General features: G+C 37.8%; 26 protein-coding genes and 1 other RNA gene. 3 read left to right on the plus strand and 24 right to left on the minus strand.

The genetic code is table 11. The features are described 5' to 3' along the window. Positions 1–20: 20 nt before the first annotated feature. The 9 genes from BW727_RS04350 to BW727_RS04390 all read right to left on the minus strand — a co-directional run bounded on the left by BW727_RS04350 (position 21) and on the right by BW727_RS04390 (position 7,848). Complete coding sequence (locus BW727_RS04350) at positions 21–1,472, minus strand: YfcC family protein (protein WP_062471918.1); 1,452 nt, start codon at positions 1,470–1,472, stop codon at positions 21–23. Between the two features lie 133 nt (positions 1,473–1,605). Further along, complete coding sequence (argF, locus tag BW727_RS04355) at positions 1,606–2,625, minus strand: ornithine carbamoyltransferase (RefSeq protein WP_062471677.1); 1,020 nt, start codon at positions 2,623–2,625, stop codon at positions 1,606–1,608. A gap of 43 nt (positions 2,626–2,668) precedes the next feature. After that, on the minus strand, positions 2,669–3,892 hold the full coding sequence (gene arcA, locus BW727_RS04360; protein ID WP_077795746.1) for an arginine deiminase: 1,224 nt from the start codon (positions 3,890–3,892) through the stop codon (positions 2,669–2,671). A gap of 108 nt (positions 3,893–4,000) precedes the next feature. Then, entirely contained in the window at positions 4,001–4,210 is a 210-nt protein-coding gene (locus BW727_RS04365; protein ID WP_062471680.1) for a hypothetical protein, read from the minus strand. A gap of 68 nt (positions 4,211–4,278) precedes the next feature. After that, positions 4,279–4,794, minus strand: a complete 516-nt coding sequence (locus BW727_RS04370) for a type 1 glutamine amidotransferase domain-containing protein (RefSeq protein WP_062471683.1) — start codon at positions 4,792–4,794, stop codon at positions 4,279–4,281. 151 nt (positions 4,795–4,945) lie between these two features. Next, positions 4,946–5,611, minus strand: coding sequence for a deoxyribose-phosphate aldolase (deoC, locus tag BW727_RS04375; RefSeq protein ID WP_062471686.1), 666 nt, complete (start codon positions 5,609–5,611; stop codon positions 4,946–4,948). Positions 5,612–5,625: 14 nt separating this feature from the next. Beyond that, on the minus strand, positions 5,626–6,384 hold the full coding sequence (locus BW727_RS04380) for a 16S rRNA (uracil(1498)-N(3))-methyltransferase (RefSeq protein ID WP_062471689.1): 759 nt from the start codon (positions 6,382–6,384) through the stop codon (positions 5,626–5,628). After that, positions 6,384–7,337 carry a 50S ribosomal protein L11 methyltransferase gene (gene prmA, locus BW727_RS04385; protein WP_062471692.1) on the minus strand — a complete coding sequence of 318 codons (954 nt, stop codon included), beginning with the start codon at positions 7,335–7,337 and terminating at the stop codon, positions 6,384–6,386. The genes BW727_RS04380 and prmA overlap by 1 nt, the downstream gene beginning before the upstream one ends. Before the next feature lie 4 nt (positions 7,338–7,341). After that, entirely contained in the window at positions 7,342–7,848 is a 507-nt protein-coding gene (locus tag BW727_RS04390) for a DUF3013 family protein (RefSeq protein ID WP_062471695.1), read from the minus strand. Positions 7,849–8,088: 240 nt separating this feature from the next. Between BW727_RS04390 and gpsB the strand changes: the two genes are divergently transcribed. The 3 genes from gpsB (at position 8,089) to BW727_RS04405 (ending at position 10,098) form a co-directional block, all read left to right on the plus strand. Then, complete coding sequence (gene gpsB, locus BW727_RS04395; RefSeq protein ID WP_062471698.1) at positions 8,089–8,436, plus strand: cell division regulator GpsB; 348 nt, start codon at positions 8,089–8,091, stop codon at positions 8,434–8,436. A gap of 55 nt (positions 8,437–8,491) precedes the next feature. Next, positions 8,492–8,853, plus strand: an RNA gene (gene rnpB / locus BW727_RS04400) — RNase P RNA component class B. A 102-nt stretch (positions 8,854–8,955) separates the two neighbouring features. Beyond that, on the plus strand, positions 8,956–10,098 hold the full coding sequence (locus BW727_RS04405) for a THUMP domain-containing class I SAM-dependent RNA methyltransferase (protein WP_149025723.1): 1,143 nt from the start codon (positions 8,956–8,958) through the stop codon (positions 10,096–10,098). Positions 10,099–10,147: 49 nt separating this feature from the next. Here BW727_RS04405 and BW727_RS04410 read toward each other — a convergent pair whose 3' ends face one another. From BW727_RS04410 to BW727_RS04480, 15 genes are all read right to left on the minus strand, one after another. Next, the gene (locus BW727_RS04410; protein ID WP_062471703.1) at positions 10,148–10,540 is read right to left on the minus strand and encodes a ribonuclease HI family protein; all 393 of its coding nucleotides are present in this window, start codon (positions 10,538–10,540) and stop codon (positions 10,148–10,150) included. Positions 10,541–10,548: 8 nt separating this feature from the next. Further along, positions 10,549–10,782, minus strand: a complete 234-nt coding sequence (locus BW727_RS04415; protein WP_062471706.1) for a cold-shock protein — start codon at positions 10,780–10,782, stop codon at positions 10,549–10,551. A 91-nt stretch (positions 10,783–10,873) separates the two neighbouring features. After that, on the minus strand, positions 10,874–11,791 hold the full coding sequence (locus tag BW727_RS04420) for a hypothetical protein (RefSeq protein ID WP_062471709.1): 918 nt from the start codon (positions 11,789–11,791) through the stop codon (positions 10,874–10,876). An 82-nt stretch (positions 11,792–11,873) separates the two neighbouring features. Next, the gene (locus tag BW727_RS04425; RefSeq protein WP_062471711.1) at positions 11,874–12,293 is read right to left on the minus strand and encodes an Hsp20/alpha crystallin family protein; all 420 of its coding nucleotides are present in this window, start codon (positions 12,291–12,293) and stop codon (positions 11,874–11,876) included. 127 nt (positions 12,294–12,420) lie between these two features. Next, a complete protein-coding gene (gene accA / locus BW727_RS04430; RefSeq protein ID WP_062471714.1) occupies positions 12,421–13,209 on the minus strand; it encodes a carboxyltransferase subunit alpha in 789 nt (262 codons plus the stop codon). Continuing rightward, complete coding sequence (gene accD, locus BW727_RS04435; protein ID WP_062471717.1) at positions 13,206–14,078, minus strand: acetyl-CoA carboxylase, carboxyltransferase subunit beta; 873 nt, start codon at positions 14,076–14,078, stop codon at positions 13,206–13,208. Before accD ends, accA begins: the two co-directional genes overlap by 4 nt. A gap of 25 nt (positions 14,079–14,103) precedes the next feature. After that, a complete protein-coding gene (locus tag BW727_RS04440) occupies positions 14,104–15,462 on the minus strand; it encodes an acetyl-CoA carboxylase biotin carboxylase subunit (RefSeq protein WP_062471720.1) in 1,359 nt (452 codons plus the stop codon). A gap of 3 nt (positions 15,463–15,465) precedes the next feature. Continuing rightward, positions 15,466–15,897, minus strand: coding sequence for a 3-hydroxyacyl-ACP dehydratase FabZ (gene fabZ / locus BW727_RS04445; RefSeq protein WP_062471723.1), 432 nt, complete (start codon positions 15,895–15,897; stop codon positions 15,466–15,468). 15 nt (positions 15,898–15,912) lie between these two features. Then, positions 15,913–16,371, minus strand: a complete 459-nt coding sequence (accB, locus tag BW727_RS04450) for an acetyl-CoA carboxylase biotin carboxyl carrier protein (protein WP_062471726.1) — start codon at positions 16,369–16,371, stop codon at positions 15,913–15,915. Continuing rightward, positions 16,371–17,612: a beta-ketoacyl-ACP synthase II gene (gene fabF / locus BW727_RS04455; RefSeq protein WP_062471728.1), complete on the minus strand. Its 1,242-nt coding sequence runs from the start codon at positions 17,610–17,612 to the stop codon at positions 16,371–16,373. The genes accB and fabF overlap by 1 nt, the downstream gene beginning before the upstream one ends. An 11-nt stretch (positions 17,613–17,623) precedes the next feature. Beyond that, entirely contained in the window at positions 17,624–18,355 is a 732-nt protein-coding gene (gene fabG / locus BW727_RS04460; RefSeq protein WP_062471731.1) for a 3-oxoacyl-[acyl-carrier-protein] reductase, read from the minus strand. 23 nt (positions 18,356–18,378) lie between these two features. Beyond that, the gene (gene fabD / locus BW727_RS04465; protein WP_062471734.1) at positions 18,379–19,308 is read right to left on the minus strand and encodes an ACP S-malonyltransferase; all 930 of its coding nucleotides are present in this window, start codon (positions 19,306–19,308) and stop codon (positions 18,379–18,381) included. Between the two features lie 17 nt (positions 19,309–19,325). Continuing rightward, positions 19,326–20,282 (minus strand): enoyl-[acyl-carrier-protein] reductase FabK, encoded by a 957-nt coding sequence (fabK, locus tag BW727_RS04470; protein ID WP_062471737.1) that lies wholly within the window; start codon positions 20,280–20,282, stop codon positions 19,326–19,328. Positions 20,283–20,306: 24 nt separating this feature from the next. Then, on the minus strand, positions 20,307–20,531 hold the full coding sequence (locus tag BW727_RS04475; RefSeq protein ID WP_062471740.1) for an acyl carrier protein: 225 nt from the start codon (positions 20,529–20,531) through the stop codon (positions 20,307–20,309). Between the two features lie 40 nt (positions 20,532–20,571). Next, the gene (locus BW727_RS04480; protein ID WP_062471743.1) at positions 20,572–21,546 is read right to left on the minus strand and encodes a beta-ketoacyl-ACP synthase III; all 975 of its coding nucleotides are present in this window, start codon (positions 21,544–21,546) and stop codon (positions 20,572–20,574) included. Between the last annotated feature and the right edge of the window lie 2 nt (positions 21,547–21,548).

Raw genomic sequence — 21,548 nt, forward strand, 5'->3', positions numbered from 1 at the left:
GCTTTATAAAGAATTACTTGTTAACTAAAAATCAACATAGCACCAATCAAGATAATAAGAATCATTAAGCCCATCAATATTAATGGTTTAATAATAAATTTCAACCAAGTTGCATACTCGACTCTAGAAATATCAAGTCCACCCATAACAACTCCAGAAGTTGGTGTGATAATATTGATAAGCCCACAGCCAGCTGCAAAAATCATTATCATAACATCAGGACTTAACCCAATTTCACTTGCTAAACCACCCATAACTGGAATAGACACATAAGCGAGTCCAGATGTTGATGGGATAAGGAATGACAAGAATAAGTAAAGAGCAAATGATCCAATTACAAACAATACCGGTGATAATCCTTTCAGTAAACCAGAAGCTTGATCTAAGACGTATAAATCCAAGTGAGTGGTCGACATTAAAACGGAAACCCCTCTAGCAACTACGATAATTAACACAACGGATAACATTTCAGATCCACCTTCAACAAACCCATTGATAATTTTCTTTTCAGAAAATTTATCAATTAGCGCAATGATGAGTCCCATGATAAAGAACCACATCGCTAGGTCACCAAAGTACCATTCACCAAAACTGTTACCTGTTAAAACTGAAGTCCAACCTTCGAATATGGTAATTCCAAAGTCAGGCCAAGGGATAAGCGACACAATCATAACAACGAATGTTAAAGCAAATATCCATAGAATATTTTTATGTTGCTTAGTTAATTTTAAATCTGTAATGCCTTCTTTTCTAAATTCTTCCATCGCTTTTTGTTCTTGAATAGACAAAATAGTTGAACCCTTATCTGCCTGAACTTTTTTTGCATATCTAGTTACTAAAATGATTGAGAAAATTGTAGTGGTAATCCAGATGACAGCTCCGATAATAAGAATGACGTTAACTTTTGGTTCAATACCAACACCTCTAAGGGCGTCCATAGCTGCACCAGTTGAGAATGGGTTTACAGTCGAACCGATAACCCCTGACCCTGCTCCTAATAAGACGGTCCCTACTGTTACCATCGTATCAAAACCAGCTGCAACCATTGTAGCAGTTAGTAGCGTATAGAATGGAATTGTTTCTTCTGCCATCCCATAAGTTGATCCACCAATTGAAAATAATAGCATCAATACAACAATAATCATTGATTCGTTACCTTTGAATTTTTTAACAATGTGTTGAATTCCAGCTTCCAAGGTTCCCGTTTTGGTAACAATATTCAAGAAGCCACCTAAAACTAAAATAAATACACTAATATCAAGTGCATCTCGGAATCCAAAAAACGGTGACATGATAACATCGGATATTTTGGCACCGATAACTTGGTCAACAATTTCTGTTCCACCTTGTACCTCTTGGGGGGTAAACGGCTGGCCATCCAATAACCGTGTAATGATACCTAATATAATGATAATAATAAACAGAATACTAAAAGAACTGAGTTGTCTTCTTTGCCTTTTTTCTTTTGCCATTGGTTTAGTGTTGTATGGCACTTTTTTTGCCATACATCTCCTTCCACATATAATTCACAACAATTTTATCTATACTTATTTTAATATAATAAACTAAAACAAAAGCAGCATGATATCATGCTGCTTTTCATTGTCATTGTACGTATGGAATGAATAAGTTACCTAAGGTAGCAGCCATTATTGCTTTGATTGAGTGCATTCTATTTTCTGCTTCTTCAAACTGACGTCCATATTTACTTCTGAATACTTCATCAGTAATTTCCATTTCAGAAACACCAAATCTTTCTTCTACCATTTTACCGTATTGCGTTTCAGTATCATGGAAAGCTGGCAAGCAGTGTAAAACAATTAGGTTATCTGTATTACCAGTTTTGTTAACCATTTCCATATTGATTTGGTATGGTTTCAACATATTGACACGTTCTTCGAATTTATCTTCTTCTCCCATTGATACCCATACATCTGTATAAAGGATATCAGCATCTTTTACAGCTTTATCAACATCATCGGTAATCATTAATTTACTTCCAGATTCTTTAGCAAATTTTTCTGCATAATTAACAACTTCATCTGAAGGGAATAGTTCTTTTGGAGCAGCGATACGCACATTAACACCTAAAATAGCTCCGGTTGTAAGTAAGCTGTTCGCCATATTGTTGCGGCCATCTCCTACGTAAACAAGTGTTAAACCTTCTAGATGACCAAAGTTTTCTTTAACTGTCATGAAGTCAGCAATCATTTGTGTTGGATGCCATTCGTCTGTTAGGCCGTTCCATACAGGAACACCAGAATGTTCGGCTAACCCTTCAACGACTTTTTGGTCGAAACCGCGGAATTCGATCCCGTCGAACATACTTCCCAATACTTTAGCAGTATCTTCTACAGACTCTTTTTTCCCTAATTGAATATCATCTTTACCCAGGTATTCAGGGTGCGCACCTAAGTCAATAGCGGCGGTTGTGAAAGCAGCTCTTGTACGAGTGGAAGCTTTTTCAAATAACAATGCAATGTTTTTTCCTTCTAAATAGTGATGGGGTATCCTTCGTTTTTTTAAATCTTTTAAGTGGATACCGAAATCAATTAAAAATTCTATTTCTGCTCTTGTGAAGTCTTTTTCTGCTAAAAAGCTTCTTCCTTGAAAAACTGTTTTCATTATTAATAACTCCCTTTATGTTTTTTGAATAAAGTTTTAAAGATTATAGATCTTCTCTTACTAGAGGCATTGTCATACATCTTGGGCCCCCACGACCACGAACTAATTCACTTCCTGGGATTTTAATAAGTTCTAATCCATTTTCTTCGAGTAGAGAGTTGGTGATTGTATTACGGTCATAAACCACAACGACACCTGGTGCGATTGTCAGTGTATTAGAACCATCGTTCCATTGCTCACGCGCAGAATCGACAAGACCGCCGCCTGCACAAGGGATAAGGGTTACTGAATCTAATCCTAATGCTTCTGCTAATACTTCAGATAGTTTATTACTTTCTTTTTCAACAATCTTAATACCACCATTTCCATCTGGTGTTAAGGATAGGACTCTTAAACCAGCTTCGATTTCTGGATGGATTGTAAATTTATCATAATCAACCATTGTGAAAACTGTATCTAAGTGCATGAATTTTCTATGCTCACCGATATCGAAACCTAGAATTTCTTTAAAGACACCTTTTTCAAATACGCGTTTTGCTAGTGTTTCGATTGCACGTGCATCTGTACGTTGAGAAATACCGATAGCAAGAACATCTTTAGAAAGGACTAACTCATCGCCGCCTTCAATACGGTCTTTTTCATCACGAGAATAGAATTTATCAACATTATCTTTATATTCTGGGTGATATTTGAAGATAAAGTGGCCATAAATTGTTTCACGATTTCGTGTTTCTGCAAACATTTGGTTAATTGTAACGCCATTAGCCATTGTTGCAAATGGATCACGTGTGAAATACAAGTTTGGCATTGGATCAACCAAGAAAGGATAATCTGTTTCAATCAAATCAGCTAGAGATGATTTGAAATGACTGCTATCAATTTCTGTTTTTCTGAAGCCTTCCATTGTTTTAAGAACCATTTCAAATGTATCCATCGCTAGTAATTTTTCTTTTACGATAGCTTGAACGTTCTCTGAAACAATACTAGTTTCTGAAAGCCATAGGTCAACAAACTCTTCCTTTGCTTGCCCTGCATCGATTGCTTCAGCTGCTAGTTTTTCTAGATAAACAACTTCGACACCACGTTCTTCCATAACTTCAACGAAATGATCGTGTTCTTTTTGTGCACCCTCTAAGAAAGGAATATCATCAAATAATAATCTTTCTAAGTAGTCAGGCATAAGATTTTCCATCTCTTTACCTGGACGATGCACCATAACCTTCTTCAACTTACCAATTTCTGAATTGACATTGATTGGACGATTCACATCTAAAACCTCCTATATATTTTTGAACCACCTAAATAGTATCACACAATAAAAACGTTTTCAATACCCTTGTAAATTTATTCGCAGTTTATTAGAACATTTTCATAATCAGTCGGCCTGTGTTCCAATTACTTCACTTGATTCTTCCCTTTCGTTTTTCATCCCCACCAATATAGTCCGTTCAAACATTCCAAAGTCGACTACTAATTTCATCATTTTATCAGATTTCTCTATCTCCTCTATTTTTAAGATAGTACCTACTCGAATATCTATTTTATCTAAATCACTCATCTCAATTATTTCTTTCACATGATCCATTTATATTCCTCCTATAATGAAAAATTCCCTTTGGATGTATCAATTGACATCCAAAGGGAATTTCTTATTTATTTATTTAAAGCATTCAAAATTGCTTCGTTAAAGTCTTCTAAATCATCTGGTGTACGACTTGAAATCAAACCACTGTCATCAATGACAACTGCTTTATCTATAAAGTTTCCACCCGCGTTTTTCACATCGACACTTACTTGACTTACAGAAGTGAGGTCTTTACCACGGATAACATCCGCATTTACTAGTAATTGAGGTGCATGGCAAATTGAGAAAATAAATTTCTTTTCATTAGAAAAGTGGCGGACAAAATCTAGGAATCGTTCGTCATCACGCAATTGGTCAGGAGAATATCCACCAGGAATAAGTAAAGCATCAAAGTCTTTTGGATTAGCTTCATCAATTCCTATGTCTATTTCAACACTTGCTTTTTCTTTTTTTCCAGTAACAGTTGTTCCTTTTTCAAATCCAACTACTACCACCTCGTGTCCTGCCTCAACAAGAGCATCTCTTGGGGAAGTGAACTCGACATCTTCGAATAAGTCTGTTAAGACGACTGCAACTTTAGCCATTTTAAAATTCCTCCTTGGAGTATTTTCTCTTACATTCTTAATGTACCAATAGTCATTCAGTGATGCAATCATTATGCTTATAGGAAAATCAAGTCAAATAGACCCAACAGCTTATTATATTTGTTTGTTGGGTCTAAAAAATTAAATTTATTTAGTTTTGTGAAGCTTCCCATTCATCGACAATTGCTTTACCGCTAGATGCTCCTAAACGTGTAGCCCCAGCTTCAATGAAAGCAAGTGCATCAGCATAAGTGCGAACACCACCACTCGCTTTAACACCCATATCTGGACCAACGGTTTGACGCATGAGAGATACGTCTGCAAGTGTTGCTCCACCTGTAGAAAAGCCGGTCGATGTTTTAACGAAATCTGCGCCGGCAGCTTTCGCAGCCTCGGATACTGAGATAATCTCATCGTCCGTTAGTAAAGCTGTTTCTAAGATTACCTTTAAAAGTGCTTGTCCTTTAACGGCTTCTGCTACAGCACTGATTTCTTCACGAATAGTATCAAACTTACCTTCTTTAGCGGCACCAATGTTGATGACCATATCGACTTCATCTGCACCCTTTTGAACTGCTTGTTTAGCTTCGAATGCTTTAACTTCTTTTGTGTTTGCCCCGTGTGGAAAACCGACAACAGTACAAACTTTTACATCCGTGTCATTTAAAAAAGCACTCACTTTGCTAACCCAATATGGTTGTACACATACAGACATAAAGTCATATTCAATTGCTTCTTCACATAAATCGTGGATTTCTTTCTCTGTTGCTTCTGGTTTTAATAGTGTGTGGTCAATATATTTGTTTATTTTCGTCATTTGATACCCTCCAGTTAATTTAGTAATTCGAATTGATACGATATTGCAGCTAATACATAAAGAGGTGCAGTTTCTGCTCGTAAAATACGTGGCCCCAAGCCACACGTTACAAACCCTTCTGCCTGTAACTGAGTAATTTCATTTAGAGAAAGACCACCCTCTGGACCAAAAACGATCAAAAGTGACTCTCCTGATTTTACTTTTGTTAGCGTATCAGCAAAACGACTCTTCTCACCGACTTTACTCTCTTCTTCATAGGCTACCAACTTATGGGTGTAATTTTTCGAAGAATCCAATAAAGTCTTGAGATCATTGAAATGATCAACCATTGGTACTTGCTGGCGGTGAGACTGTTCTGCTGCTTCTTGGGCAATACGCTGGAAACGAGTGATTTTTTTTGCAACCTTCTTACTATCCCATTTTACAACAGAATAATTAGAAGCAAAAGTTATAATTTGATTAGCACCTAATTCGGTTGCTTTCTGGATAATTAATTCTTGTTTATCACCTTTAGTTAACCCACTGGCAATCGTCACTTCGACAGGGAGCTCACTATTGCGTTCTTCATTTGAAACCCACTTTAATAGAACTGTTTGGTCGGTAAAAGAAATAATTTCTGCGACGAAAGAGTGACGGTTCGGATCTGTTAAGTAGACTTTTGTACCGACTTTTGATCGCATGACATTTTTAATATGATGAAAATGCTCACCACTGAGTTCTGTAGTCGTTCCTTTAAAATCTGCTAAGCTTTCTGTAAGCATATACCGTTGCATTAGTCTTGCTCCACCTCTTTTTTACATATCAGACAATGCCAATCTCCCATTACTTTAGATTGTTCTAGAACAAAGCCCTGTTGTAATAAACTATTTTCTAACTCTTCACGTTTTGAATGGATAATCCCCGATAAAATAAAACAACCACCATTTTTTAGATTGTTCCAAGCGTCCTCAACCATGAGTATCAAGATTTCAGCTAGAATATTTGCAACGATTAAATCCGCTTCACTATTTTCAATACCTTCAAGTAAATTATTAGGTTCAACTGTAACATCATGAGCGTACCTATTAAAGGCAATGTTTTCTTTTGCCTGTCTTGTAGCAATTTCATCGATATCAAAAGCTTGGACAGTCCCTGCTCCAAGTGCTTTAGCAGCAATACTTAAAACACCTGAACCGGTCCCAACGTCTAGAACCTTTTCGCCTCCGCGTAAAGTTGTCTCTAAGGCTTCTAAACTGAGTCTAGTAGTTGGATGCGTCCCTGTCCCAAATGCCATTCCAGGATCCATGATTATTATTTTTTCATCCACCTGACTAGGTTGATAAGATTCCCAATGTGGGACGACCGTTAAATAACGGGTAATTCTAATGGGATGATAAAATGCTTTCCAAGAATGTTCCCAGTCTTCTTCCTTAATATCATTGATTCGTAATTCATACTTCCCTAAATTTAAACCAATTTTTTTCATTTTATCCATCCGTGCCTTAATAATTGCTAGCGTATCTGGGAATGAATCCACTCCTGGATAGTAAGCCTTAACAAGAACTTCTTGATCACCTGCAGGTAAAGGCAATTCATCCTTTAAGATGCCAGAACCGTCATCTTGTAAAGAGGCATAGTCCCAATCATCCTCAATAACAGTCCCTTTCGCACCAGCTTCTAGGAGTAAATTTGCCGTTGCATCTACTGCTTCTGTGGTTGTCACTATGATGACTTCATTCCAGTTCATCGTCCTACACCTTACTTTCTTTTTTTTCAGTTGGATAGGAGAAAATAGTGGCATCAAATCTACCAGTTTCTTGTAGTGTTTTAATCGTTGATTCAAAATTTTCTTGCTGCCAAACGAGTTCAAACTGTTTAACATCTTCGCTATTTATGAATTCCTTTAGATTAACATGCCCTTCAGCTGCCACAAACCGCAACGTTTTGCAAAAGGCTTCTATTAATCCCCCTGTCATTCCTGATTCGTGATCGAATGGTAAAGTAACCAAGTAATGTCTATCATCAAATGGCTCAAAAAGTGGGTTGTATATAAGAATACCATCTTCAAATACAAAAGTATCATCTGTATTCGTCTTACCATACTTATCATTCGCGTGCAGATGAGGTTGTTTTTCAATTGTGTACATAAGGAATATTTCAAGTTTTTTCTCACGTTGAAACCACTGAATTCGCCAATCACAAGGAAAACTTAGCTCTGTCATGGTTTTATTGATTTGGGTAATCATATCATTTTTCATTTAATAACCAGCCTCTCAATTCGCTCAATTTAACATTAGTTTACCAAACTAAAGAAACAATCACTAGTTATTTAGAAACTTTCATTAATTTGTATTTTCATAACTTTATTGATTTATACTTCTTGTAGCGCTTATTGTATTTTATAGCTTTTTTTGATACACTGAATACGTATGGTACATACATCTAACAAAGAAATGAAACGAATTTTAAAAATATGTTTTAAAAAAGAGGTGTAAGCAGTGGCAGATAAGAATTTAGAAACAAAAGATATTTTACAAAAAGAATTTAAAAATGCTTTACGTGGTTACAATCCGACCGAAGTAGATGAATATTTAGATTTAATTATTCGTGATTATGAATCTTATCAAAAAGATATCCTTTACTTACAGAGTGAAAACGAAAGATTGTTAAGTCGTGTAGATGAATTAACGAAACAAGCGACAGTTGGGACACGTTCACAAGCAACACCAAGCCGTACAAGTGGTGTAACAAATTTTGATATTCTAAAGCGCCTTTCTAACTTAGAAAAACACGTTTTTGGTTCCAAGTTAGAAGAGCCAGCTGATGACGAGAATTTGTTTGAATAAATATCTAAAATGGCTTATAATGAGTACTTACTGAGTTTAGGCTCAGTTAACTGTAAATTCCGGGTAATCGCGGTCATCTTTTGGTGGCTGAGGAAAGTCCATGCTCGCACAAGCTGAGATGCTTGTAGTGTTCGTGCTTAGTGAAAAAATAAGCTAAGGCAGTCTACGGATTGACGGCAGAAAAAAAGGCTAAAGTTTAATCCAAGCCTGAGTATTCTTGAAAGTGCCACAGAGACGATACTCTATAGGAAACTGTAGAGGTGGAACGGGTAAACCCCACGAGCGAGCAACCCAAACCTTGGTAGGGGCACTCTTTTTAAGGAAATGAACAGCAAAAAGGGGCAGAAATGCAGATAGATGATTACCCTAGTAAGATAGCTCCTGACTTTCTTACTAGACAGAACATGGCTTATAGGAATTTACAGTTCAGGTTTTAATTTTATAATGGTGAAATATTAAAGGGCGGGACACAAGTCCGGTTCTTTTTTTATGAAAATGAACAAGATATGAAAGGAGAACATTATGACCTATCAATTAGTAGCAACAGCAGCAAGTGGTATTGAAGCATTAACTGGAAGCGAACTAAAGAAAATGGGCTATCAGGTTGAGGTTGAAAATGGAAAAGCTTATTTTCAAGGGGACACAGAAGATATTATCAAAACTAATCTTTGGTTGCGCACAGCCGATAGAGTAAAGATCGTTTTTGGGACGTTTACAGCAAAGACCTTTGATGATTTATTTGAACAAACAAAAGCACTGCCTTGGGAGGAATTACTTCCGATGGATGCAGCCTTCCCTGTTTCAGGAAAATCCGTTAAATCAACACTTTATAGTGTTCCGGATTGTCAGTCAATTGTCAAGAAAGCTATCGTGGACCGTCTCTCAACCTTCTATAGCCGACGTGCTCGCTTACCTGAATCAGGTTCAGAATATCCGATTGAAGTCTCTATTTTAAAAGATGTTGTCACGCTTACTGTTGACACAACCGGCTCAAGTCTCTTTAAACGTGGATACCGAACTGAAAAAGGTGGAGCGCCTATTAAAGAAAATATGGCAGCGTCACTTATTCAATTGACAAGTTGGTTTCCAGACAAACCGTTTTATGATCCAACTTGTGGTTCTGGTACAATTCCAATTGAAGCAGCTTTAATTGGATTAAACATTGCTCCTGGTATTCAACGATCTTTTATTTCTGAAGATTGGAATATTTTTCCTGAAGGACAATGGAAAAAATTACGCGATGAAGCGAAATTAAGTGCAAACTTTGATGTTGAACTAGATATTATGGGGACAGACATCGACCAAAACATGATAGAAATTGCTAAAGAGAATGCTGCACGAGCAGGCGTTGAAGACTTTATTACTTTTAAACAGTTGGCGTTGAAAGATTTCAAAACAGACAAGGAATATGGAGTTATGGTATCCAATCCACCTTACGGGGAACGGATGGAGAACGAAGAATATGTTGAAAACTTGTACAAACAAATGGGCGAAGTATTCCGCCCACTTGAAACTTGGAGTAAATATATTATTACGAGTGATTTAGACTTTGAAGACTTTTATGGTCAATGGGCAACTAAAAAGAGAAAACTATACAATGGCCGATTACGTACCGATTATTTCCAATTTTGGGGTAAACGTCGTCCTCGTCCAAAAAAATAGAAGATAAAAGGACTCTCGTCATATTATACATGACAAGAGCCCTTTTTATTTATTTATTAAGCGCTACACGTGCTAACTGGTCAGCACCGCGATTATCTCTTTCAGGAACCCATTTCAAATAGAATTGAGAGAATTTTTTTAAACTCGTAAGAATTAAATTCAAATGTTTCATATGATTTTCCTTACGACTGTACCGTTTATTAACAGCGTCTACAAGCATCTTACTATCTGAATGACAAAAAATAAGTTCATCTTGTTTATTGCTCTCTAAAAGATAATCTAGAACATACTGCAAAGCTATTAGTTCTGTTTCATGATTATCATAATAATCAGTTAAGGATTTACTTAATTGTAACTGTTGGCCATTATCAATAAGCACAGCCCCTATCCCTGATTGCTGCTTTTTAGGATTTGCTGCTCCATCAATGAATACTCGTATCATAGTTAATCTTAATCTTCCTCTTGTATGGGGTCTTTATCTTCAATTACTACTACTCCTGTAGCCTGTGGCCCTCGTGCTCCTTCAGCAATTATGAAAGAAACCATTTGTCCTTCTTTTAATGTTTTGAAACCTTCTGAATCAATTCCAGTAAAGTGAACAAAGATATCATCTTGATTATCCAATGTTTCGATGAATCCATAGCCTTTGTCATTGCTAAACCATTTTACGATTCCATCTACCATGAGAGACCCTCCTCTATTTTAAAACAAGTGACCGTGTTTTCATTATAGTCTGTAAACGTTTTTACGTCAACAATACCGTTTATACATCTATTTAAGTCATTAAAGAATCCAATCCCTTTTCAGCTTGTCTGATAAATTTTTCAACATGATGATCTATTCCTGGTGATAAAATAGCTTGTAACCAGGCTGCTGGGCTTTTAAATGCTGACTCTTCAAAAGGATAGTAGTATGCCACATGCAAAAATAATAATTCAAGACATTGGCTTTTTTCTCTTTCATTTAAGCGGAGGTGGTTTTCGAGTAATAATTTCCCTTCTTTTATAAAGTTCGTTTCAGAAAGATTTGTCAGCATCATAAGGTCAAACGTTTGCTTAAATGAATGTTTTATAACCGTAACCGCTTGTTTTATTTGTCGTTCCTGTAATAGTTCTAACATATCCGTCTTTACCAGAGGATGAATCTCCAGGTTTGTTAATAATTTACCTACTAAACTCACTAACTGGTAATCAGATAAATAAGGTAATTCTTTCATAAATTGAAGTTGTCGATAATACGGTTGTTTGGAAATCGTTTGTCCATTTTCTATAATAAGGAGTCTTTTTTCTTGTTTTTCTTGAGCCATTCTAGATTCAACATATGTAAATTGATGTGTTAAAACTTGATTGGCAGAGTTCTTTAGCTGGCTCTGGCGATTTTTAATTTGTCTGCTTGCTTCTTCCAAGTTGCCGTTTTCTATTAACAAGCTAATAAATTCAAGATCAAAAGGAAGACTATCTTCAGAATTATAAACTGATACTTTATATTTCTGGATTAATTGCAATGCATCGTTTGGTCGCTTTAAGTCTTTCAATAAACTAATACATAATTGCAGTAACGTTTCATCTTCATCAATTTCAAGTGCTTTTTGCATAAAGTCTACTGCCTGAGAATTCTGATTATTAGCTAAAGCTTCCATGGCTTTTTGTAAATAGAGAGTATAATTTTTAGAAAATGGTATCTGGTTTGTCAATTGGGCACCTCTTTTTGTACTGCATAATAAAAAGGTATGAACAGGTTTGTTCATACCTTTTTATTTCATTACGTCTTTTCTGTTATTGTATTTCTATTTTTTTAGTTTCTGGTGTGTCTTCTTCTTTTTTAGGTAGATCTACTGTTAAAACACCATTTTCAAAAGAAGCTTTTATCGCATCTTCATCAACGTTCTTAATTAAAAATTGTCTGCTATAAGAACGAGATGATCTTTCGCGCCGGATGTAGTTGCCTTCATCATCTTTTTCCTCTTTATTGGTTTCTTGGTGTGCACTAATGGAGAGAACATTATTCGTATAATCCAGTTGAATGTCTTCTTTGGTTAGACCAGGTAAATCGGCTTCTAGAGTATAGGCATCCTCTTTTTCTTTGATGTCGACACTAAAATCCTCAGAATTTGAAAAGAAATTGTCGAAAGTGTCATTAAAAAATCCTCTGTTAAGATTCATCAAACTGCGACGTGATGGAAACAAATCATTCATCTGACATCCCTCTTTCTTTATTTTTTCTTTCACATAGATTGTATCAAAGAACAAATTTCTTCTCAAGTGATAGGCTCAAAAAAGCGTGAGAAAATCGGACTGATTTCCCCACACTCTACCCTTATTATTAAAATTCGCGGAAACGTTTTTGCCTTTGTGCAACGATTTCCGATGGAGTCCAAGTCATCATTTCTTGTAAGGCCGTAGTAATTAATTGGCGCATACGAACGATTAACTCTTCATCCTTCAGTTTGACACGGCGCCTGGTTTCTGAGATTACTTGATCAACGACTCCTAATTCTAACAAGTTAGATGGTGTTAATTTCATAATTTCAGCTGCTCCCTTAGCACGACTGGCATCCTTCCAAAGAATTGACGCGAATCCTTCTGGTGAAAGAACGGAATACATGGTATTTTCTAACATCCAAACTTTGTTTCCCATGGCAAGTGCAAGTGCCCCGCCACTCCCACCCTCACCGATGATAATTGATAAGATAGGAACTTCTAGTTGTGACATGACAAGAAGACTTTCCGCAATTGCCTCGCCGATTCCTCTATCCTCAGAATCAATATCACAGTAAGCGCCCGACGTATTGATGAAAGTAACCACCGGTCGCTTAAAGTGCTCCGCTTGCTTCATTAAGCGAATGGACTTCCGGTAGCCTTCTGGTGTTGGAGAACCAAAATTTCGGAAAATGTTTTCTTTAATTTCACGTCCTTTTTGGGTTCCAATCACAGTTACCGGCATCCCATCAAGAGAAGCAATACCTCCAATTATAGCCGGATCATCGCCAAACTTACGATCACCGTGCAATTCAAAGAAATGATCGAAAACACCTTCTGCTAATTCTTTTGTTGTTAAACGTTCTGTTTTACGGGCGTTGTTAACAATTTTATTTGCGTTTTCTTTACTCATTTGGCCACCTCCAGTTGATCGGGATTATGGATTCCTAACAGGAAGCCTACCTGATTACGGAGTTCTTTTCGAGGCACAATTTGATCGATAAATCCTTTTTTTAAGAGATGTTCTGCACTTTGAAAACCTTCCGGTACGGTTGCTTTAATGGTTTGCTCAATGACGCGTTTCCCAGCAAATCCAACTGTAGCACCTGGTTCCGCTAGGATGATATCTCCTTGCATGGCAAAGCTCGCTGTTACACCGCCTGTTGTAGGATCGGTTAAAACCGTTAAGTAAAATAGCCCTGCTTTTTGGAGATTCGAAACGGCGATACTGACTTTAGCCATTTGCATCAAGGATAAAATCCCCTCTTGCATACGCGCACCACCGGAGGCTGTAAAAATGACAACGGGTAATTGTAGCTGGATCGCTTCTTCTAACGCACGCGTTAATTTTTCACCGACTACTTTTCCCATACTACCCATAAAAAAGGTTGAATCCATGACGCAAAGAACGGTTTCTTGATTTAGGATGGAAGCTTTTCCTACAATGACCGCTTCGTTTGAACCTGATTTTTCTTTTGTTGCTTCGATTTTTTCTTCATAGCCGGGAAAATCAAGTGGATTTTCAACTGGCATCTCTTTAAACCATTCTTCAAAGGATCCTTCATCAACCGTCAGCTCAATCCGTTCAGACGCAGAAATGCGAAAATTATAGTGACAGTGCGGACAAATTTTTTCATCCCCAAGATTTTTACTATAGATTGTTTTATGGCAATTTGGGCATTTCTTCCAAAGTCCATCAGGAACAATTGGCTTTTTACTTGCTTCTTCTGTGGTTGAGGAAGGTTCCAATGGAATATATGGACGTTTTTGAAATAGTTTCATTTCCTCACCTCTAACTTTTTAATCTTTATGGTTGCCACTTTGGTAGGAAGGATGTTTGTAAATAATCTGTATCATAATTACCATAGACAAAGTTATCATCATTCAAGATAGCCTTTTGAAAAATGATGTTGGTCTCCACGCCTTCAATGACAAGTTCGTGTAGGGCTCGCTTCATTTTGGCAATAGCTTCTTGTCTATCCTGTCCTTTAGTAATTACTTTTGCGATCATTGAATCATAAAAAGGTGGAATTTCGTACCCACAGTACATGGCACTTTCAACACGTAAACCATTCCCACCACTCGGTAAGAATAAATAATCAACCGTCCCAGATGATGGTCGAAATCCATTAGCCGGATTTTCAGCGTTTATGCGGCATTCAATAGTATGGCCAGTAATTTCCACGTCTTTTTGTTTGATGCTCAACGGCAGGTTACTAGCAATTTGCAGTTGTTCTTTGACAATATCAATTCCTGTTGCCATTTCAGTAACAGGATGTTCCACTTGAATACGTGTATTCATTTCCATAAAATAGAAATTTTCTTCGGCGTCTACTAAAAATTCAATCGTTCCGGCATTGCGATAGTCGACAAATTTAGCTGCACGAACGGCTGTTTCACCCATGGCTTGACGTGTTTTATCAGAAATAAAAGTTGATGGTGATTCTTCCAGAACCTTTTGATGGTTTCTTTGTAAAGAGCAGTCACGTTCTCCTAGGTGAATCACATTACCAAACTCGTCTCCTAAAATCTGTACTTCAATATGACGGGCTGGACTGATAATCTTCTCAATATACATCCGATCGTCTCCAAAAGCTGCTTGTGATTCGGCTTTTGCTTGGCTAAATAAAGTGTGAAGCTGCGACGCTTCCGTCACGCGACGCATCCCTTTACCACCGCCACCCGAAGCTGCTTTTAAAATAACTGGATAACCAAGTTTATTAGCTTCTTTTTCCGCTTCTTCGGCAGAGATAACATAGCCTCTACTACCAGGAATCACCGGCACATTCGCTTCTATCATGGCACTCCGGGCATTTGATTTGTTTCCCATCAAGTCGATGGTCTCTGCCTTAGGCCCAATAAAGGTAATATTCATTTCTTCGCACATTGTTGCAAAAATACTGTTTTCGGATAAGAATCCAAATCCTGGGTGAATGGCTTGCGCTCCTGTGACTACAGCAGCACTTAAGATACTGGTCATATTTAAGTAAGAATCCGTTGCACGTGCCCCCCCGATGCAAATGGCCTCATCAGCTAGTTGCGTGTGCAAAGCTTCTCGGTCAGCTTCAGAATAGACAGCAACCGTTTGAATCCCTATTTCATGACACGCTCTAATAATGCGTACGGCTATTTCGCCGCGGTTTGCTATCAATACTTTTTTTAGCATGGCCTATCTCCCAATAATAAACGTCATTTCGACTTCCGCCACTTTTTTATCTCCTACGAAGGCTTGTCCGTATCCAATACCAGCAAATTTCTTCAGTTTTACAATATCAACTTGTAAACGAAGAACATCACCTGGTACTACTTTTTGACGAAATTTAATTTTATTCATTCCGCCTAAGTAAGCTGTTTGACCTTGGAATTGTTCCAATTTTAGCAAGGGAATGGAACCCGCTTGAGCAAGGGCTTCAATAATTAAAACACCAGGCATGACCGGTTCTCCAGGAAAATGTCCTTGGAAAAACTGTTCATTAATAGTTACGTTTTTAATCGCAACTACTTTTTCTCCTGGAACCAATTCGACCACTTTGTCAATAAAGAAAATTGGATAACGATTTGGAATGATGTCCATTACTTCTTGTGCAGTTAATATTGTCATGTTTATAGTCTCCTTTTAGATAATTCGAAATAGTGGTTGGTTGAACTCGACAACCTCACCGTTTTCAACCAAAATTTCAGCAATTTCACCGGCATATTCAGAGGTGATCTCGTTCATTATTTTCATTGCTTCAACGAGACAAAGCACATGTCCTTTAGAAATGGTTTGTCCAACCGTCACATATTGATCTGCCTCTGGGCTTGCTTGTAGATAAACAACACCCACAATTGGTGATGTCACTATCTTTCCTTTTTGAGGTTCAGCTTGGGCTGGCTCACTAGTTTGATTGGTTGACTCCGCTACTTCAATAGGTTTTTGTGGTGTACTTTCTTTCGCTTCTGGTTGAGTATTGGTAACCGTTTGATTTTCATTTTTCGATAAACGGATAAATAGATTACCTTCTGAATATTCCATTTCTTTTAATGAAGAAGCATCAATCAAGGAAATTAATTCTTTAATTTTATCGTAATCCACTAGGCTTCCTCCCATTTTTTAAAGCAAAGTACCGCATTATGTCCGCCAAATCCGAGTGAATTATTCAATGTGTAACGGACTTGTTTTTCGCGTCCAACATTTGCTACATAATCTAAATCACAAGCTTCATCAGGTTCGTTTAAGCCAATTGTAGGCGGTAGGTAATCATTTTCAATTGCTTTCACACAGGCAATTGCTTCTATCCCACCAGCTGCACCTAATAGATGTCCAGTCATACTTTTAGAACTTGAAATGGCTACATTATGGGCAGCTTCTTCACCTAAGGCATACTTAATAGCTTTTGTTTCAGCTGAATCATTAGCAGGTGTACTCGTACCATGCGCATTGATATAATCGATATCAGATGGGCCTATTCCCGCTTCTTGCATAGCCATTTTCATAGCTTCACCAGCACCGCTACCATCTGGTGTAGGAGCAGTCATATGGAAAGCATCTGAATTAGAACCATATCCGACAACTTCTGCTAAAATCATTGCACCACGTTTTTTTGCGTGTTCTAATTCTTCAAGCATTAAAACACCTGCACCTTCTCCCATAACAAACCCGTCACGGTTTTTATCAAACGGAGTGGATGCGTGATCCGGATCGGTGCTTTCTGATAAGGCAGTTAAAGCCGCAAAACCAGCAATCCCGATTTCACAAATCGTTCCTTCTGCTCCGCCGGCAATAATGACATCCGAATAGCCATGTTTAATATTTCGGAATGCTTCCCCAATTGAATTGGTCGCAGAAGCACATGCTGTTACGATATCTAAAGAAATACCTTTAGCTCCTACCTTAATAGATGTATTACCCGCTGCCATATTCCCAATAGTCATTGGAACAAACATCGGTGGAACACGTTTGGGCCCTTTGTCGTGCATCTTGATGATACCCGATTCCATTTCAATCAAACCACCAATACCAGATCCGATAATAACGCCAAATCGTGAAGCGTCAATCGCTTCGACGTCTAAGCCACTATCTGCTACCGCTTGAACGGCAGCTGCTACTGCATATTGTGAATAGAGGTCCATACGTCGGTATTCTTTACGTCCCATATATAAAGTTGGATCAAAATCCTTTACTTCAGCTGCAACGGTTATACCTGTCTCTGAAGCATCGAACTTTGTAATTGGTGCAATCCCATTTTTACCATTTTTTAGACCGTCCCAAAACTCTTCGACGGTATTTCCCAGTGGAGTCACTGCTCCCATACCGGTAATAACTACTCGTTTCATTTGGCTCCCCCTTACATGTACATACCGCCGTTAACGCGGATTGTTTGTCCTGTAATATAGTCACTCTTACTTAAAAAGACGGCTGCTTCAGCGATGTCTTTTGATTTTCCAAATCTTTTCAAAGGAATTTGAGTTAGCATCGTTTCTTTTACTTTTTCTGATAGTGCGGCAGTCATATCTGTTTCAATGAATCCAGGTGTAATGGCATTGCAGGTCACCCCACGCATAGCTGCCTCACGTGCAACTGACTTGGTCAAACCAATAATTCCAGCCTTACTAGCGGCATAATTTGCTTGCCCAGCATTGCCCGTTTCCCCTACTACACTTGAAACATTAATAATCGTACCCGTTTTTTGTTTCAGCATAAGCGGTAATGCATGACGAATGGTATTGAATGTTCCTTTTAAATTCACTTCATAAGTCGCATCAAAATCTTCTTCAGTCATACGCATAATCAGTTTATCGCGGTTAATGCCCGCATTATTGACGAGAACATCAACAGAATTGAATCGTTTTTTTGCTTGTTCAATCAACTCTTTAGCTGATTCAAAATCGCTAACATCTCCAAGAATTGTTTCAACTTGAACGCCATACGCTTCTAACTTAGTAATCACTTCTTCTGCAATAGGTTTTCTAGCATTTAGTACAATATTTGCACCCTGCATGGCAAACGCTTCTGCAATTGCTTCACCAATTCCACGTGAACTTCCTGTGACAACAACTGTTTTTCCTGTTAGATTCAATTGTCTTCCTCATTTCTAATTGCTTATTTGGTACTAAGAGCGGCAACTGTTTTTTCAAAAGATTTTAAATCTTCAACATTCAAAACAGTGACTGTTTTATCGATTTTTTTAATAAATTTACTTAATGTTTTACCAGGGCCCACTTCTACAAAAGTAGTTGCACCCATTGCTATCATTTCTCGAACGGAATCTTCCCATTTAACAGCGGACTTTACTTGTCGCTCCAGTAAAGAGGCGATATCTCCTGCCTGCATCACTTGAGCTTCTGTATTCCCAATAACCGGTAAGGATGGTTCATTAAAAGTCATTTTTGCTAATTCTTCTTTTAAACGCTGGGAAGCTGGATCTAATAGTGCCGTGTGGAAAGGACCACTTACGTCTAAAGGAATCATGCGACGAACGCCTTGTTCTTCCAAAATAGCAACAGCTGCATCAACAGCCGCTACTTCACCGCCAATAACAACTTGAGTTGGCATATTGTAATTAGCAGGCGATACGATTCCCACTTTTGAAGCTTCTAGACAAGCTGCTTCAATAAAATGACGATCTGTATACATAACCGCTACCATTTTTCCTGTACCACGAGGAGCTGCTTCACTCATATACCTACCACGTTTCACTACTAGAGATACACCTTGGCTAAAAGAAAAAGCATTGGCTTTCACCAGTGCTGTGTATTCTCCGAGGCTTAATCCGGCAACAAGAGTAGGCTGGATACCAACTGATCCTAAAAGTTGATCAATGGCATAACTAACCGTTAGGATGGCTGGTTGGGTATATTCAGTTAAGTTTAATTTTTCGTTTTCTTCAAAACAAAGACTTGCAAGGTCGTATCCAAGAACATGTGATGCTTCTTTAAATGTGTCGCGTACGATTTCAGAAAAATCATAAAGTTCTTTTCCCATCCCTATGTACTGAGACCCTTGTCCACTATAAACAAATGCTACTGTCATTTTTCCACCTCAGTATATTAAACCCATATTTTAGCTTGCTGACTAATAACTTGTTTACAAACCGTCATGTAGTCTTCGATAATATCTTTACAGGATTCTTCTTTGTTGATCAGTCCAGATATTTGGCCTGCCATCATAGAACCATAATTCTTATCGCCTTCAACCACTGCTTTTCTTAAAGCACCGGCACCTAATTTAGCAAGGCGATCTAAATCTGGATTTTCTTTACTTGTTTCTTCTTTTTCAGCTTGCATATATTCACGTGTTAAACGGTTCCGCAAAACACGTACTGGGTAACCCGTAATTTGACCCGTTACAACCGTATCAATATCTTTAGCTTTGATAATAGAATTTTTGAAGTTTGGATGAGCATTAGATTCATGCGCCACGACAAAGCGCGTCCCTACTTGAATACCGGCTGCGCCTAACATAAATGCAGCGGCCATGCCTCTTCCATCACCAATACCACCTGCAGCAATGACTGGAATGGATACTGCATCAACTACTTGAGGCATAAGCGCCATAGTAGTAGCTTTACCAATATGTCCACCGGCTTCCATTCCTTCAACAATCACTGCATCAGCACCGTCTTTTTCCATTCTGCGAGCTAAAGCAACGGATGCTACAACTGGAATAACTCGAATACCTGCTGCTTTAAATTTAGCCATATATTTACCGGGACTACCTGCTCCAGTTGTCACAGTTTTAATGCCAGATGCACAAACAGCATCCACAACAGTATCAACGTCTTCATTTAAAAGCATAATATTGACACCAAATGGTTTATCCGTTTTTGCCTTCATATCAGCAATTTTGTGATTTACAATGTCTACTGAATCATGACCGGTTCCAATCATACCTAATCCACCTGCATTAGATACCGCGCTTGCTAAATCGGCATCCGCTACCCAGGCCATTGCGCCCTGGATAATTGGATATTCGATCTCTAACATTTCACATAAAACAGATTTCATAAACGAGCCTACTTTCCTATTAAATTATGCTAATTGTGAGTCTACATACTTCACAAGATCTTCAACTGTTTCGATACCTTCATCTGTTTCAATTTTGATATCAAGTTCATCTTCAATATCATTAATGATTTGGAATAGATCTAAGCTGTCTGCATCTAGATCATCACGGAAATTTGTTTTTAAAGTTACTTCCTCAGGTTCTTTGTCCAATTGGTCCACGATAATTGCTTGAATTTTTTCGAATGTCATAATAAATTCCTCCATAGTATGTTTTTATTTTTTTATTTTTTTATATTTTTACTGTGATTGAACCCCAAGTGAGGCCACCACCAAATCCTGTTAGAAGTAATATATCTCCTGTTTGGATTGTTTGATTCATGATCATTTGATCAAGTAAAATTGGAATGCTACCAGCAGATGTATTACCTGTTTTAGCAATATTCATACCAAATTTTTCAATCGGTATTTTTGTTTTTTTACTAATTGCTTGTATCAACCGTATATTAGCTTGATGCGGAATAACCCAAGAAATATCTTCTTTTTTTAAATTGCTATTAGCAATGACTTGATTTATTGTTTCAGGCACATTGCGAATTGCAAAATCAAAAATACTTCGGCCATCCATTTCTAAACAGAGGTTATCTTTTGGTTGCTCTGGAAAGAAAGGATTACGAACACCTTTCTCATCTGCAACAAGTGCTAAGTGTCTGGTTCCGTCTGAATGAAGATCTTCTGCAATAAATGACTCGGTCAATGTTTCTGAAGCTTCTAATAGAACACCTCCAGCTCCATCCCCAAACAAAACAGCTGTTGAACGGTCTTGCCAGTTGATTACCTTAGACATGGTTTCGGCTCCAAGTACTAACCCCTTTTTATATCCACCACTTCTCATCAAATGATTAGCCATTGATAAAGCATAGATAAATCCAGAGCAAGCTGCACTAATATCAAAACAAAAGGCTTTGCTCGCGTTAATTTTATCCTGCACAACACAAGCAGTAGACGGAGCTAAAGAATCGGGAGTCATGGTTGCCAGAATAATAAAATCCAATTCTTCTGCCTGTATGCCTCTGTTTTCTAAAATCTTTTCTGCCACTTTGCTCGCTAAATCCGAGGTGTTCTCTCCAGTTGAAATATGCCGCTGAGCGATACCGGTCCGTTTTTGAATCCATTCATCACTTGTGTCCATAATCTGAGCTAAATCATCATTCGTGACGATGTGTGATGGTAAGTAGTGCCCTGTTGCCGTTATTTTAATTCCCATTG

Origin of the sequence: Jeotgalibaca dankookensis (genome assembly GCF_002005405.1) — a bacterium.
GTDB lineage: Bacteria > Bacillota > Bacilli > Lactobacillales > Aerococcaceae > Jeotgalibaca > Jeotgalibaca dankookensis.